The sequence below is a fragment of the Geitlerinema sp. CS-897 genome (assembly GCF_028368005.1).
In the GTDB taxonomy this organism is placed as follows: Bacteria; Cyanobacteriota; Cyanobacteriia; order Cyanobacteriales; family Geitlerinemataceae; genus Baaleninema; species Baaleninema simplex.
The window spans coordinates 1-15,301 of sequence record NZ_JAQNCQ010000147.1 but is presented as its reverse complement, the minus strand read 5'-3'; the positions used below and the strand labels follow the sequence as shown (position 1 = coordinate 15,301).

General features: G+C 54.1%; 13 protein-coding genes. 7 read left to right on the top strand and 6 right to left on the bottom strand.

Annotation, left to right across the window (positions count from 1 at the left end):
• Positions 1 to 26: 26 nt before the first annotated feature.
• The gene (gene gyrA, locus POG22_RS09130; RefSeq protein ID WP_498904859.1) at positions 27 to 2,603 is read right to left on the bottom strand and encodes a DNA topoisomerase (ATP-hydrolyzing) subunit A; all 2,577 of its coding nucleotides are present in this window, start codon (positions 2,601 to 2,603) and stop codon (positions 27 to 29) included.
• 219 nt (positions 2,604 to 2,822) lie between these two features.
• Here gyrA and POG22_RS09125 point away from each other — a divergent pair, with 219 nt between their 5' ends.
• Complete coding sequence (locus POG22_RS09125; protein ID WP_063715604.1) at positions 2,823 to 3,749, top strand: histone deacetylase family protein; 927 nt, start codon at positions 2,823 to 2,825, stop codon at positions 3,747 to 3,749.
• Between the two features lie 175 nt (positions 3,750 to 3,924).
• Here POG22_RS09125 and trpB read toward each other — a convergent pair whose 3' ends face one another.
• Positions 3,925 to 5,178: a tryptophan synthase subunit beta gene (gene trpB, locus POG22_RS09120; protein WP_063715603.1), complete on the bottom strand. Its 1,254-nt coding sequence runs from the start codon at positions 5,176 to 5,178 to the stop codon at positions 3,925 to 3,927.
• Positions 5,179 to 5,347: 169 nt separating this feature from the next.
• On the opposite strand from trpB, the gene POG22_RS09115 reads away from it, so the two are divergent.
• Together POG22_RS09115 and POG22_RS09110 are read left to right on the top strand one after the other, a co-directional pair.
• Positions 5,348 to 6,682 (top strand): hypothetical protein, encoded by a 1,335-nt coding sequence (locus tag POG22_RS09115; RefSeq protein WP_223307383.1) that lies wholly within the window; start codon positions 5,348 to 5,350, stop codon positions 6,680 to 6,682.
• Between the two features lie 360 nt (positions 6,683 to 7,042).
• Entirely contained in the window at positions 7,043 to 8,245 is a 1,203-nt protein-coding gene (locus POG22_RS09110; RefSeq protein WP_498904856.1) for a Coenzyme F420 hydrogenase/dehydrogenase, beta subunit C-terminal domain, read from the top strand.
• A gap of 294 nt (positions 8,246 to 8,539) precedes the next feature.
• Here POG22_RS09110 and POG22_RS09105 read toward each other — a convergent pair whose 3' ends face one another.
• Entirely contained in the window at positions 8,540 to 9,301 is a 762-nt protein-coding gene (locus tag POG22_RS09105) for a DUF4058 family protein (protein WP_498904854.1), read from the bottom strand.
• 61 nt (positions 9,302 to 9,362) lie between these two features.
• A complete protein-coding gene (locus POG22_RS09100) occupies positions 9,363 to 9,929 on the bottom strand; it encodes a Uma2 family endonuclease (protein WP_017661228.1) in 567 nt (188 codons plus the stop codon).
• A gap of 249 nt (positions 9,930 to 10,178) precedes the next feature.
• On the opposite strand from POG22_RS09100, the gene POG22_RS09095 reads away from it, so the two are divergent.
• Positions 10,179 to 10,586, top strand: a complete 408-nt coding sequence (locus POG22_RS09095; RefSeq protein WP_017661230.1) for a hypothetical protein — start codon at positions 10,179 to 10,181, stop codon at positions 10,584 to 10,586.
• A gap of 27 nt (positions 10,587 to 10,613) precedes the next feature.
• Here the strand turns inward: POG22_RS09095 and POG22_RS09090 are convergent, their stop codons facing one another.
• Complete coding sequence (locus POG22_RS09090; RefSeq protein WP_498904852.1) at positions 10,614 to 12,059, bottom strand: DEAD/DEAH box helicase; 1,446 nt, start codon at positions 12,057 to 12,059, stop codon at positions 10,614 to 10,616.
• A gap of 104 nt (positions 12,060 to 12,163) precedes the next feature.
• On the opposite strand from POG22_RS09090, the gene POG22_RS09085 reads away from it, so the two are divergent.
• Complete coding sequence (locus POG22_RS09085; RefSeq protein WP_498904850.1) at positions 12,164 to 12,319, top strand: hypothetical protein; 156 nt, start codon at positions 12,164 to 12,166, stop codon at positions 12,317 to 12,319.
• Between the two features lie 4 nt (positions 12,320 to 12,323).
• Here the strand turns inward: POG22_RS09085 and POG22_RS09080 are convergent, their stop codons facing one another.
• The gene (locus POG22_RS09080) at positions 12,324 to 12,509 is read right to left on the bottom strand and encodes a hypothetical protein (RefSeq protein WP_144053819.1); all 186 of its coding nucleotides are present in this window, start codon (positions 12,507 to 12,509) and stop codon (positions 12,324 to 12,326) included.
• A 165-nt stretch (positions 12,510 to 12,674) separates the two neighbouring features.
• On the opposite strand from POG22_RS09080, the gene POG22_RS09075 reads away from it, so the two are divergent.
• Together POG22_RS09075 and POG22_RS09070 are read left to right on the top strand one after the other, a co-directional pair.
• A complete protein-coding gene (locus tag POG22_RS09075; protein ID WP_498904848.1) occupies positions 12,675 to 14,261 on the top strand; it encodes a glucose-6-phosphate isomerase in 1,587 nt (528 codons plus the stop codon).
• A gap of 171 nt (positions 14,262 to 14,432) precedes the next feature.
• Complete coding sequence (locus tag POG22_RS09070) at positions 14,433 to 15,089, top strand: response regulator transcription factor (RefSeq protein WP_063718617.1); 657 nt, start codon at positions 14,433 to 14,435, stop codon at positions 15,087 to 15,089.
• The last annotated feature ends 212 nt before the right edge of the window (positions 15,090 to 15,301 follow it).

The window sequence follows — 15,301 nt, the reverse complement described above, 5'->3', positions numbered from 1 at the left end:
CGATCGTCTGAGCAGTGAGACGCAATCTATACGTCCTCTTCGTCTTCGACTCCTTCAGCAGCCGGAGGCACCAACGCCACCGCAGCGATCGCGTCTTCTTTATCGAGACGCTGCACTCGAATCCCCGTCGCCGTACGGGATTGCGGCGTAATGGCACTGGCGGCCTGACGGATGATAATGCCCCGCGTCGTCACCATCATCAACTCGTCTTCCTCGGTCACCACCAGTAACGCCGCCACGGTATCGCTGTCTAAATGAGACTTGAACTTCGTGGCGATCGTGCCTTTTCCGGCGCGATTTTGCAAGCGGAACTGCGACACGGGAACCCGTTTTCCGTAACCCCCCGTCGTGACGACGAGCATCCAAGGTCCTTCGCTGGTGGTGGTTTCCTCGTTTTCTTCTACCTCGATCGCCTCTTCGTCGAGATCGCTGTCGTCAGGTAAATTGTCCAGTTGGGAAATCACGCTACTGGGCAATATATCCATACCGATGAGTTCGTCGCCCTTACGTAAATTCATAGACTTGACGCCCCGTGTCGCTCGACCGAGGGGGCGCAATTGGTCGCGATCGGCTTTAAAATGAATCGCCATCCCCATACGGGAGCCGATAATAATACTGTCGTCTTCTCGGGCCCGACGCACCCAACGCAGTTGGTCGCCTTCGCTGAGAGAAATTGCGATCAAGCCGTTGGCACGAATGTTGCTAAACGCCGAAAGAGAGGTTTTCTTGATGTTGCCGCCTTTGGTCAGCATGATCAAGTATTCGTCGTCGGTAAACTCCGTGACCGGAACGATCGAGGTAATCTTCTCGTCGCGGGGAATCGGCAACAGTTGCACGATGGGAACCCCTCGCGAAGTGCGCGATCCGGTGGGAATTTGATAGGCTTTGAGGCTGTAAACCACGCCGCGATCGCTGAAAAACAGGACGTTATCGTGATCGCAACAGGTCAGGAAATGTTCGATGCCGTCGTCTTCCTTCATCTTCGTACCAGACTTGCCTCGCGTCGCCCGGTTTTGCGCCTCGAAGGTATTCACGGGCATCCGCTTGACGTAACCCTGTTCGGTCAACAAGATCAACGCCTGTTCGTTGGCGATGAGGTCGGTATCGTCGAGGTCGCCTTCGTCCCGCAGAATTTCCGTCCGTCGGGGGGTGGCGTAGCGTTCTTGGAGTTCGCCGAGTTCGGCTTCGATAATCTGTAAAATCCGCTCTCTTCGTGCCAAAATATCGTTGAGATCGGCGATTTTTTCTTGTAAGGCTTGGTGTTCCTGCTCGATTTTTTCGGCTTCTAAGGCAGTCAGACGCCGCAATTGCATTTGTAAGATGGCGTCGGCTTGTGGTTCGGAAAGGTTGTAACCCTCGATCAGTTCGGTTTTGGCCGTGGCACTATCGGGAGAATGACGAATCAGACGGATGATGGCGTCGAGGTTGGCCAGGGCGATCAGTAACCCTTGCAACAAGTGGTCTCGTTCTTCAGCTTTCCGCAGTTCGTACTGGGTGCGTCGGGTGATGGTTTCGATGCGGAAGTCGAGGAAGACTTGCAGGGAGTTCTTCAGAGACAGCAGTTGCGGTTCGCCATCCACCAACGCCAACATATTCGCCCCGAAGTTGGTTTGGATGGGGGTTTGTTTGTAGAGGTTGTTGAGAACGACGCGGGGGTAAGCATCGCGTTTGAGTTCGATGACGATTCGCATTCCGTCGCGATCGCTTTCGTCGCGGATGTCGGAGATCCCGTCGATTTTTTTATCGTTGACGAGATCGGCGATTTTTTCGATGAGAGCGGCTTTGTTCGTCTGAAACGGCAGTTCGGTGACGATAATGGCTTCGCGATCGGGGGCGCCCTGCCGTTCGAGGGTTTCGATATTGGCCACGCCGCGCATGGTAATCGACCCCCGGCCGCCGGTGTAGGCGTCGCGAATGCCGCTGCTACCGAGGATTTGCGCTCCGGTGGGGAAGTCCGGCCCGGGGATGTATTCCATCAGTTGGGTGTCGGTCAGTTCCGGGTTGTGGATGAGGGCAACTAAGCCGTCCACCAATTCGCCGAGGTTGTGGGGGGGAATGTTCGTCGCCATCCCCACGGCAATTCCCGAGGAACCGTTGAGGAGCAGTTGGGGAATTCGTGCCGGAAGAACGACGGGTTCTTGTTGGGAGCCGTCGAAGTTATCGGCGAAATCGACGGTTTCCGAGTCGATATCTTGAAGGAGGGCGGTGGTGCTGAGCGATTGCAACCGACATTCGGTGTACCGCATGGCGGCAGGGGGATCGTTATCGACAGAACCGAAGTTTCCGTGACCTTCGATCAGCGGCGATCGCATGGAAAACCCTTGCGCCATCCGTACCAGTGCGTCGTACACTGCCGTATCGCCGTGGGGGTGATATTTACCGAGGACTTCCCCGACGACCCGAGCGCATTTACGGAACGGTCGATCGTGGGTTAAGCCCAATTCGTGCATGGCGTACAGAATTCGCCGATGGACGGGCTTGAGACCGTCGCGGGCATCGGGTAACGCTCGACCGACGATGACGCTCATAGCGTATTCGAGGTACGATCGAGACATTTCATTGCGAAGATCTGTCGGAACGATCCGCTCTTCGGCAGTGGTCATACGGTAAAAATCTCCCTTAAAACCGCGATTTGCATCTGTTGCGTTCGCACGACGCAAGTTTCGTATTCTCGTTTGACGACAGCTATTGAAGCGTCGATTATAATAATCATTTTAACATATTTTCGATCGCGTCTCGCTCGAGGAGCGCAGGTGTTGAGATGGGTTAAAATTGCACCTCGAATTAATGGAATTTCTCTTAGCTCGAACGGAATTAAAACGATGTTTCCAATCTTTTACTCGGATGCGTTTCTCGAACATAAAACGGGGGTATTTCATCCCGAACGTCCCGAACGTTTGAAGGTCGTTGTGGAGCGCTTGAAATCGCAGCGATGGGCGCATCAGTTACAGTGGGAAACACCGACACCGTTCGATCGCCCAGCAGTTTTCGACAGTCTCAGTCAGGTTCATCCTCTCTCCTACGTCGATCGCGTTCGTCGCATCGCCGAACGGGGGGGCGGCCACCTCGACCCCGATACGCCCGTTTCGCCCCGGACTTACGAGGTGGCGTTGTTAGCCGTCAGTGCCTGGATCGACGGGGTCGATCGCGTCGTGGAAACGGGAAAACCGGCCTTCGTTCTCGCCCGTCCTCCCGGCCATCACGCCACCCGCGATCGCGGTATGGGATTTTGTATTTTTGCCAACGAAGCGATCGCCGCCCTCTACGGTTTAAAACATTTCGGGATCGATCGCGTTGCCATTCTCGACTGGGACGTTCACCACGGAAACGGCACGCAATCGATTATCCAAACCCATCCTCAACTGGCCTATTGCTCGCTCCATCAATCTCATTGCTATCCCGGTACGGGATTTGAAGACGAACGCGGCTGTTACAATAACGTTTTAAATATTCCCATATCTGTTGGAACCGTTAGTTCGGTTTATCAAGAGCTTTTTCGAGAAAAAGCCCTGCCGTTTCTCCGCGACTTTCGACCGGATTTATTAATTATCAGCGCCGGATACGATGCCCTGAAAGACGACCCGCTAGCGGGGTTGTATTTAAACCCCGAAGACTACACCGAACTGACCGAGCAATGTTTGCAAATTACCGAACATATTCTCTTCGGTTTAGAAGGAGGCTACGATCTCGATGCTCTTGCCGAAGCCGTCGCGCGAACCATCGAACCCTGTTTGATAGTCGATAATTGATAAGTGGGTAGATAATTGGGTAGGGTGGGCATCGCCCACCGAACTCAAGTGTGATTTTTTTCCTACTTTCTCGCGAGAAGCGGTGGCCTAATTGGAATGGTTCGAGCGATCGCGATCGAGTCCCCTTATCGGTGAGCAATGCCCACCCTGCTTTTATTACTGTTTTTACCTATGCCTAAACGTCCCCTAAATTTAGATAGCGAGCGACCGTTTGCACGTCCTTATCACCGCGCCCCGAGCAGTTAATCACCACCGTCGTACCGTCTTCTAATTGAGGACAAAGGGTTTCTAGATAGGCGATCGCATGGGAGGTTTCCAAAGCTGGAATAATGCCTTCCAACGCCGAAAGTCGCTGGAACGCTTCCACGGCTTCGGCATCCGTGACGCTGTAATATTCCGCCCGTTGCGTTTCCTTCAAATAACTGTGTTCGGGCCCCACACCGGGATAGTCTAACCCCGCACTAATCGAGTGAGCTTCAATAATCTGCCCGTCGTCGTCTTGCAACAAATAACTCATCGCCCCGTGCAACACGCCCACCTGACCCTTCGTCAGCGTAGCCGCGTGTTTCTTCGACGCAACGCCCTCTCCGGCAGCTTCGACGCCAATCAAGCGCACCGAAGACTCTTTCACGAACTCGTAAAACAGCCCCATCGCGTTCGATCCGCCGCCGACACAAGCCAGCAGAACATCCGGCAACCCGCCCCACATCTCCTGGCACTGCTGGCGTGTTTCCTGACCGATAATCGCGTGGAAGTCCCGCACCATCATCGGATAAGGATGAGGGCCGGCCACCGACCCGAGAATATAATGGGTCGTTTCCACGTTCGTTACCCAGTCGCGAATCGCCTCAGACGTGGCGTCCTTGAGAGTTCCCGTTCCGGCGGTGACGGGTTCGACTTTCGCCCCCAACAGGCGCATCCGCACCACGTTGAGCGCCTGACGTTCCATATCGCGAACGCCCATGTAGACAATGCACTCGAGTCCGAAGCGAGCGCAGGCCGTGGCGGTGGCCACCCCATGCTGTCCGGCACCCGTTTCGGCGATGACCCGCTGTTTGCCCATGCGTTTGGCCAGCAAAGCTTGAGCGATCGCGTTATTAATTTTGTGAGCGCCCGTGTGGTTGAGGTCTTCCCGTTTCAGGTAAATTTTCGGACCGGTGCCGTCGGGACGGGTGTAGTGTTCCGTAAGGCGTTCGGCGAAATACAGCGGCGAGGGACGCCCCACGTAATCCCGTAACAAACCGTTTAGTTCTCGCTGAAACTCCGCATCATCTTTGTAGCGTTTGAAGGCGGCTTCGAGTTCGGTAAGGGCGGGCATGAGGGTCTCGGGGACGTATTTACCCCCAAACTGTCCGAAGCGCCCGAGTGCATCGGGAACCGATGTAGCGTAGTTAGATTGAGAACCGGAAGGAACGGGAGATACAGTCACGGTCGTGCGAGATAACTGAACAGACTCCCAATATTATAAAGGAACAGGGAATAGGGAACGGGGAACGGGAAAATAGAGACAAGGGAGTTTTGGGGGAGCGATCGCACCGAAAAGACACTTTTGGTGTCGAAACGATAATAGAGAGGAGTGAATTTGAGGAGATTATGAAATGGGGAGGTTGGCAAGGTTCGAGGTTGGGGGGTGGCGTCGATCGCTCGGATTAGCAACGATCGCCCTGGGATTGGGAAGTGCGATCGCAACGCTGGCGGCGTCAACCTTCGGATTTGCAGGCAGCAATGGCTATAACGGTAGTAACGGACGCACTGGACGAACTGGCCCCTCAGAAACCCTCGTTTTCGGCAGTACAGCCACTTCGATTTCTCTGGTGGGAAGAGATGGCACCAACGGAGGCGATGGGGGCGATGGTCGCGATGCAACGAGCTGCATTCAACCGCCAAACGTCCCTTACGATCTGCGGGGGGCGAAAGGCGGCGACGGGGGGAACGGGGGTAGCGGAGGAACGGGCGGACGCGGAGGATCGCTGACAGTTTACTACCGCGATCGCGCCGATTTACGACAGCTTGAAGTAGACGCTTCAGGCGGACGGGGCGGTTACGGCGGACGAGGCGGTTCTGGCGGACGGGGATGTCGCTGTCGCGATTGGAGTTGGGAAGTCAACGATCGCCGCTATTACTGCGACGATGGGAGACGAGGACAAAACGGTTACAGCGGACGAGATGGACTCGATGGCGAACCCGGTCAGTTAAGCTTGGTCGAAGGTAGCGAACCGCTACCCCCCGAACAACCAGCCATCGAACTGAGTTTGTCGGAACTGGGAACTCGAACTGTTGAGTTAACGAAAGATGTTTGGGAAATCCGACGGGGTGCGAGAAGTCTCCTCGCCCCGAGTTCGGTAGTGGCTGACGAATATCGCGAATTTGTCGAACGCCTCGAGAAAGTTGTAGAAGTAGTTTGGAATGCCGATCGCCCCATTTCAGATTTCGATAACGTTCCCGTGACGCTCTCACTAAACGAGGAAGGGTTCGTTAACGCCGAATTTTCCGAAGACCTCTGGATTGACGGAGACGCCACCCAAACGAGCGATCTCGTCACCTATACCGTCGATCGTGCCATTCTCGCCAGCGAAGCCACACAGTTAAACGTTGCTAACGTCGTCACGAACGCCAATAACCTAGAGTTAGCGTTGGTGGATGTGGCACAACAGTCCCATTTAATTACAACGCAATTTCAAATCGAGTATCGATCGACGCGATCGATCTCTCGATTTAACGATCGCCGCACCCGCACCCGCTACGAAGGCGAAGTTCCCCCAGAACTCGTAACCCAAAATTTCAACCGCTTTACCATTAATTTATCGGGTTTGCCCATCGAAGACCGTTACCTGCGATCGGGCATCGGCGTCGAACTCAAAATCACCGCCATTCGCCAATTTGCCGGACACCAAGCCGAACAAACCATTCGCTGGAACGGACAGATTCAGTGACTCGTAGGGTGCTGTAACGCGGGCAAAAAGCGAGGGATGCGTAGGGTGCCGTGACGCGGGCAGAAAAAGGAAGCCGAAGTCAGAACAAGTGACCTTACCGCGTCACGCACCGCCCCCAACCGATCGATTCGTAGGGGGTTGCATCTGTGACGCGGGCAGAAAACGATCGATGCGTAGGGTGCCGTGACGCGGACAGAAAAAGGAAGCCGAAGTCAGAACAAGTGACCTTACCGCGTCACGCACCGCCCCCAACCGATCGATTCGTAGGGGGTTGCATCATCTCCTCATCTCCTCATCCCCTCGATCGCTCGTTCTCAACTACTCTAGATAGAGGACGTTTGAGAGACTGAATTTAATAAAATGACTGCGGTTAACCCCACCCAACATCGCAAAGCCAAAGCACTCAAACCGGGAAGCCGTCGCCCCGCCAAAGAACTCTGTAGCGAGTGCGGCCTCTGCGATACCTATTACATCCACTACGTTAAAGAAGCCTGCGCCTTTATCAACCAACAGTTCGACAACCTCGAAGTCCAAAGCCACGGACGAGTTCGCAATCTCGAGAACGAACTCGAACTGTATTTCGGCGTTCACCAGGATATGATGGCCGCCCGCAAAAAAGAACCCATCGAAGGGGCGCAGTGGACGGGGATCGTCAGTACCATCGCCTGTGAAATGCTGAATTCGGGGAAAGTCGAGGGTGTCGTCTGCGTGCAGAACTCACCGAGCGATCGCTTTCAACCGATGCCCGTCATCGCCCGGACGCCGGAAGAGGTGTTAGCCGCACGCGTCAACAAACCGACGCTCTCTCCCAATTTATCGATTTTGGAGCAAATCGAACAGTCGGGGATGAAACGGTTGTTGGCGATTGGCGTCGGCTGTCAAATTCAGGCGTTGCGGGCAGTTGAAGACAAGCTGGGGTTGGAAAAACTCTACGTTCTCGGAACCCCTTGCGTCGATAACGTGACCCGTGAAGGCTTGCAGAAGTTCCTCGAAACCACCAGTAAATCGCCGGATACGGTGGTGCATTACGAGTTCATGCAGGATTTCCGCATTCATTTCAAACACGAAGACGGCTCGATCGAAACGGTTCCATTTTTCGGCTTGAACACGAAGGAACTCAAAGACGTATTCGCCCCTTCTTGCATGAGTTGTTTCGATTACGTCAACGGTTTAGCCGATCTCGTCGTGGGCTATATGGGTGCGCCCTTCCGCTGGCAGTGGGTGGTAGTTCGCAACGACACGGGGCAAGAAATGCTCGATTTGGTGAAACCGCAACTGGACACGCAATCAGTGTCTTCAAGTGGCGATCGCCGTCAAGCAGTACAACAGAGCATCCCCGCCTACGATAAAGGCGTCACGCTTCCCATGTGGGCAGCCAAACTGATGGGCGTCGTCATCGAACGAGTCGGACCCAAAGGACTGGAATACGCCCGATTTTCCATCGACTCCCACTTTACCCGCAATTATCTATACGTCAAACGCAACCACCCCGAAAAACTCGACGCCCACGTTCCCACGTTCGCCCAACGCATTGTGAGTCAGTATCAACTGCCGAAGGAGTGACGAGCAGTATTTCAGTCACCAGTCACCAGTCACCAGTGAGGTGATGAGGCTTAGTGGAGCAGAAAAGTCCTGAAACCCTTGTTAGAAAAGATATCGCCGTATTAAAGGGTTGCCCGCAAAATCCCAGATCGGTAAATGGTTGCCGGAGATCCCCGTCATCTTGGAGATGCCGGGGATCTCGCTCGAATCCATATACATAAAATATGTATTTTGTCAATTCCCGATCTCGAAAAGTTTTCTGCACCACTGAGGATGATGAGGGGATGAGAATGTCCCCTTGTCTCCAAAAGCTTGTCATTCCAAGCTGGCTCTCCACCTTTCCAACCCATGTAAATCCTCTTGGTTCAACGGCGGATCGGGGGGGACGGAATCGTCGATCGCCAGATGATACCGTCCCCGACGGATTAACCCTTCAAGCACCTCCTGTAAGTCGAGTTCGACTTCTGCCTCACCGGGTTTCAAGGGAATTTTCACCACTGGCAACCGCTGACGTACGGTGAATCCGTATAACTGCGCCGTCGGACGCGCCCAACTGCGACTGACTAACACGCGATAATCGGAACGTGCTGCTCCGATCGCCGGTAACGGTTCTCCTCGCCTCAATAGATCGATTTCGACTAAATGGGTTTGGCTGGCTAATACCTGCAAACGCTTGCGCTCGTAGGCTTGACGGCCGACTCCCGGCTTTTTGTTCGTCGGCGACAAGACTTCGATCGAGGTGATGACGGCGCCCGTACTCACCTCGCGAATCTCCAAATACCATTCCTGCACGGTTTCGGGCATCGGGATCGTCACCGTCACAGGTTCGGCTGTCGCCACAGCATCGGTTGGCTCTGTGGGTGCAGAGGGTTGGGACAACACTGAAACGTCTGGTATCCCGATGGCGACGCTTTCTTCCCCTTCACTGAGGTACACCCGTTTTTCGATCGCCACTCGATAGGCTTGACTCAAACACTCGGATAAAGCATCTGCGATCGCCACGATAAGGCGACTGTAAACCTCCGACCACAAATCGGGCGCTTCGAGATAGGGATTCATCCCTGGAAAGGGTTTCATCGTTAAACCTCCAGAAACTCCTGCCACCCCGAGTCTGAAGACTGGAGCGAACGATCGCGTTTTAACGTTTCTCGCCCTTCAACCAGCCAAACATTTCCGCCGCCGTCAAGGTCAAATCGACACCTGCTAACATCGGCAAATTCGTTTCACCGACAAACTCTTCGGGCAAGCCGTCTGGCTGAAACACCAATACGACCTGTTCTCCTGGGTCGATTAACCAGCCTAACTGGGTTCCACAGCGTAACAAAAACAAAATTTTGCGCGTAACCTGAATCGAACTCTGTTCGGGTGAGAGAATTTCCACCACCCACGGCGGTACAAACTCGATCCCTTTGGCACTGACTCTTCCCGACTCGTCTACAGGGATGTCTGTATCTGGCAAAATCACCAAATCGGGGACGAGCGATCGCCCTCGTACCGTACATCGCAGCTCCGGCAACGCCTCAAATCCCTGACAGTGCAGGTTAATCCGTCCCGCCAAGCGTCCTTGAAGGCGACTGTGTTGAAGTCCCGGCATCGGCTTTTGACTGGCGTTGCCATTTTGAAATTCCCAAGCGGGGGATTCCTCAATATCGGTTCGCCTTGAAAATTCTGCCAACCCCGATACGTTTTGGGTCGAAATCGTCATGGCAGTTCGCGCCTCTCTGACGATATCAGTATATCTCTTCTGGGCTGAGAGAGAAGAGCGTTCAGCCTTCTCGTTGAGGCTTTGGCAACGGTTCGACGAGGATGTGGCACGCTTCTCCCCGAACTCCGCACGGCTGCAACTGGCACGCGATCGCGATCGCACGAATAATGGAAACAGGAAAGTTCAGTCCCCGAGGCAGGAACCTCCCGTCTCAATTCGGCCGTATTGTAAGCAAGGAGAGAAGAACCGATGAATACCACCTTCCATATTTTGGTTGAAGGCAACCCTGCTATCCTGTATGCCAGTCGCAACGGTAGCCCGGAAAAGGTTCTGCCAAAGCTCGATCGCTTTTTAGAAAAGTTTTGGGACGAACGAGAAACGGCTGGGGAACACCGACACACTCCCGAATGTCTCTTAGCGCAAATCGTGGTACGGTTCGGGTTTGAGATTTGCGAAGACGACTTTTCTAATCTCCGCGTCGGACTGAACTACGATCGCGATGTCGATTACCTCTATTGGGTTTCGACGAAAAGCGACGGCGACACGGAGTCGTTCGAGGTGAGCGTGTGGGTTCCCACAGAGGAATACCGCGAAAATCCCAATTTGGGCTTGAAAGAATGCCGCAAATTGGAAGGTTCGCCGTATCAAGCGGTGTAATCCGCCACTAACCCGAGTGTACGGAATTTAACGTTTGTAGCGGCGGGGGCGAGAACTGCGAGAATTGTATCGGCGTTTGCCTCCGCTGCTTTTGCGCCGTTTGGAACGGTGCATCATGCGTTCGACTTCCTTGGAACTAAATCCAATGCGACTCGGGCCGCCAACCGGTTGGCGATCGAGCAACATCGACAGTGCTTTACAGGCGATTTGAGATAAATCGACTTCTTCCTCGAGGCGTTGCAACAACTCGACCGCTTCTTCGTCGATATGCTGGTGTTGCAACTTGCCCAACAGTTCGTTTTGATACTGTTTTTTGGCCTCGTTGATGGTAGGAACCTCTTCGTATACCAAAGGCGCTCCCGAAGTGTGCATGATGCGGGTGAGTTTTTTAAACTCCAACGGCGTGACGAGAGTAATCGCCGTTCCCTTGCGTCCGGCGCGTCCCGTGCGTCCGACGCGGTGGACGTAACTTTCCGGGTCGAAGGGAATGTGATAGTTGAAAACGTGCGTGACGTCGTTGATGTCGAGACCCCGCGCCGCCACGTCAGTCGCAATGAGCAAATCGATCCGGCCTTTTTTAAAGCTTTCGATCGCCTCGTTGCGCTGTCGCTGCTGCATATCGCCGTGGAGGGAACTGGCGGCGTACCCGCGCGACACCAGCGTCGTGCAGAGCATATCCGTTTCCTTCTTCGTCCGACAGAAGATCAACGCCTTGTTGGGCGACTCGGTATCGATCAATCGGACTAACGCTTCTTCCCGTTCCCGTTCTTCAAGAACGTAGTAGCGTTGGGTAATATCAACGTTCGTCGTTGCGCCGCCTTTCGGCGTCACGTCGAGGGAAACGGGATCTTTGAGAATCTTTTTGGCCAACTGACGGATGGCCGGAGGAACCGTTGCCGAAAACAGTAACGTTTGACGTTCTTCGGGCAAATACTTAAAAATCTGATCGATATCGTCGAGAAAGCCCATATCGAGCATTTCGTCGGCTTCGTCGAGAATAACGATCGAGGGGTTAAACGACTCCAAACGCTTAGATTTGAGATGATCGAGCAAGCGTCCGGGGGTCGCCGTGACCACCTGCGCCCCGCGTCGGATCAAACTCACTTGGCGATCGATCGACTGACCGCCATACACGGCCACGGTGCGAATCCCGTCGTAGCGACCGAGGCGATAAAGTTCGTCGCTGACTTGAGAGGCTAACTCGCGGGTAGGGACGATAACGAGAACTTCGACAGAGTTCGAGTGTTTCACCGCATTCATAGCGGGGAGTCCGAACGCGGCAGTTTTTCCCGTTCCCGTCTGCGCTCGTGCCACGACGTCGCGCCCTTCTAAAATAATGGGGATCGCTTCTTGCTGGATCGGACTCGGCGCTCGAAATCCGGCTTCGCGAATTCCGTTTAAGATTTCCGGACGGAGTCCGAAATCGTCAAACGTCTGATGTTGCATCTGGTCGGCTGTGGTCTCTGGTGTCATGCAAACGCTAAAGTTGTGACAAAGGTGTAGAAAAACGCTTTCGAGCATTACGCTCCCAAGCATGCGAACGAAAAGCTGAGGTCAACGGACGACCGGCGGGAAGTGTGAACAGTCGCTCTTGCGATGCGATCGCCTTCGATCGCGCTCTCGAGGTCGCTGCTATCTCGCTATCCGTTGGTTTCCGCTCAGCCCCCGGTGTTCGCGTTCCGTTGGGGGGTTACGCACGCGGCGCGCGTCTGTTCGGTCTGACCATGCTATAGCGTTTCACCTCACACCGTCCCCAGCGACTGAGTTAGAAATCGCGATCGCCAGGGTGTATTTCACCAATGCGGACGGGTCGTCCAGTCCGTAGCGACGGTGCGTCCTGCCGCCTTCAAAGGTTTTGGGGCGAGTGACCGACCCAGTGGTGGATCGATACACTACCCCTTCCATGATAGTGGGAATTCCCATTTTTCTGTAAAGGTTTTTGCAGCAGAGCGTTGCAAATGCCGTGATACGCTAAGGGGGAGTCTCGCACCGTCGCACTCGTCACAACTGCGGCGATCTCGTCAGAGACAGCGCGGGAGGCGGGAACGGTCGCACCGAGAACGAAATCGATAGAGGTCAAACGACTTTATGGATGCCGCTACGCTCTGGGAACGTTATCGAAATTGGCTTTACTATCACGAAGCATTAGGACTTTACGTCGATGTCAGCCGCGTAGACTTCGACGATGCGTTTGTCGCTGGCTTGAAACCGAAGTTCGACAAGGCGTTTCGCGACATGGCAGCTCTCGAAAGCGGCGCGATCGCCAACCCGGACGAAAACCGCATGGTCGGTCATTATTGGTTGCGCGATCCCGATTTAGCCCCGACTCCAGAAATCGAAGCGGAAATTACCGACACCCTCGAGCAAATCGAAACCTTCGTCGCCAAGGTTCGTGCGGGTAAAGTCCACTCCCCCAACGGCGATCGCTTTACGGATATTCTCTCGATCGGGATCGGCGGTTCGGCATTGGGCCCTGAGTTTGTCGCCGACGCCCTCGCTCCGAAAGACGCTCCCCTCGACGTTCGCTTTATCGATAATACCGATCCGGCGGGGATCGATCGCACCCTGTACGAGTTACGCGATCGACTCGATCGCACGCTGGTTATCGTCATTTCCAAATCCGGCGGCACCCCCGAAACCCGCAACGGAATGCTAGAAGTACAACACGCCTTCGCCCAACGGGGTCTCGACTTTGCCAAACAAGCGATCGCCATTACCGGCGTCGATAGCAAACTCGATCGCACCGCCGAAGCCGAAGGCTGGCTCGCTCGCTTTCCCATGGCCGACTGGGTAGGTGGCCGCACCTCCGAACTCTCCTCCGTAGGACTTCCCGCCGCCGCCTTACAAGGCATCGATATTCGCGCCCTGCTCGCGGGGGCCAGAGAAATGGACGCCGCCACCCGCATCCCCGACATTAAAACCAATCCGGCAGCACTGCTCGCCCTCGCTTGGTATCGTGCGGGTAACGGTAAAGGGGAAAAAGACATGGTCGTTCTGCCCTATAAAGATTCCCTATTGCTGTTCAGTCGCTACCTCCAGCAACTGGTCATGGAATCGTTAGGAAAAGAAAAAGATCTCGACGGAAACGTCGTCCGTCAAGGTATCGCCGTCTACGGAAACAAAGGTTCCACCGACCAACACGCCTACGTCCAGCAGTTACGGGAAGGAATTCCCAACTTTTTCGTCACCTTTATCGAAGTTCTCGAAGATCGCGAGGGAGACTCCCCGGAACTCGAACCCGGTATCACCTCGGGAGATTACCTTTCGGGATTCTTGCAAGGCACTCGCAAAGCCCTCTTCGAGAACGGTCGGGGTTCGATTACTGTGACCGTTCCCCGAGTCAGTCCTCACTCTGTTGGGGCGTTAATCGCCCTGTACGAACGGGCTGTGGGGCTGTACGCATCGTTGATTAACGTCAACGCGTACCACCAGCCGGGGGTCGAGGCCGGAAAGAAAGCGGCTGCGGTGGTGTTGGACTTACAGAAGCAGGTGGTCGAACTCCTTCAGTCTTCGGGCAAACCCATGACCCTCGAGGAAATTGCCGAACAGGTCGGCTGTCCTCAAGAGATCGAGACGATTTATAAAATCCTGCGTCACTTGCACGCCAACCAACGCGGCATTACCTTAGTGGGAAATCTCGGTCGGCCGTCGAGCTGGCAAGTCTCGGCAGTTTGAAAGGGATTCTGACGAACCTAGAGACGGTTTTCAACAGCCTCGAATCTCGATGTGTTCTCTCGGAACGGGATCGTTGAAAGCCATTTTACACACTCTAAGTTCTGTCTTTTCTGGCGTTGTTGTTGTCCGCCGGACGTTGTTTCATATTGGGTCGAACCCGACTTTTCACTCATGCCGCTTACCATTTTGGTCGTAGATGACGATCCGGGAACGCGTCTTTCGATCGCCGATTATTTAGAAATGTCGGGTTATTCGGCCGTTCCGGCAGCCAACGGCCGCGAAGCCTTGGAACTCGTCGAACGATACCAGCCCCATTTGATCGTGACCGATGCGATTATGCCGAAAATGGACGGGTTCGAACTCGTCCGTCAGGTTCGCCAACAACCGGCGTTTCGGCTGCTTCCGGTGATTTTTCTCACCGCTCGCAACGAAATCGAAGATCGCATTCGCGGTTATCAGTTGGGAATCGATTTGTATATGCCCAAACCGTTCGAGTTGGAGGAACTCAGTGCTGTCGTGCGGAATTTTTTAGATCGCTATACGATGATGGGTCATGCTTCGCAAGCGCAGCGATCGCCGGTGTCTTTGGAGGGAGAAGAACGTCGAAACGAATCGGTCGCGTTAGAGCCAAAAATTGATTTAACTTCCCGAGAACAGGAAGTTCTCGAATTGTTAGCTCAGGGCTTGTCGAACGCACAAATTGGCGATCGCATTTTTTTGAGTCCTCGAACGATCGAGAAATATGTCAGTAATTTGCTAAGAAAAACGGATACTGCTAATCGATCTGAATTAGTTCGTTTTGCGATCGAACATCATTTATTAAATTGAAATATTTATTAAAAAATGCCATTCTAAACTCAAATGTTTGGGTGCATTTCAACAATGTAAATTCATCGAAAAATTGAGCTGTTGTTGGGTTTCGCTATCGCTCCACCCATAGGCTGAGCGAAGCCGAAGTCTGTGGACGGCAGCGTTGCCGAAGTCCAACCTACCCCAGACTCATATTTTTACGAAAGTGAGATGCACCCGAAATCCCGGGT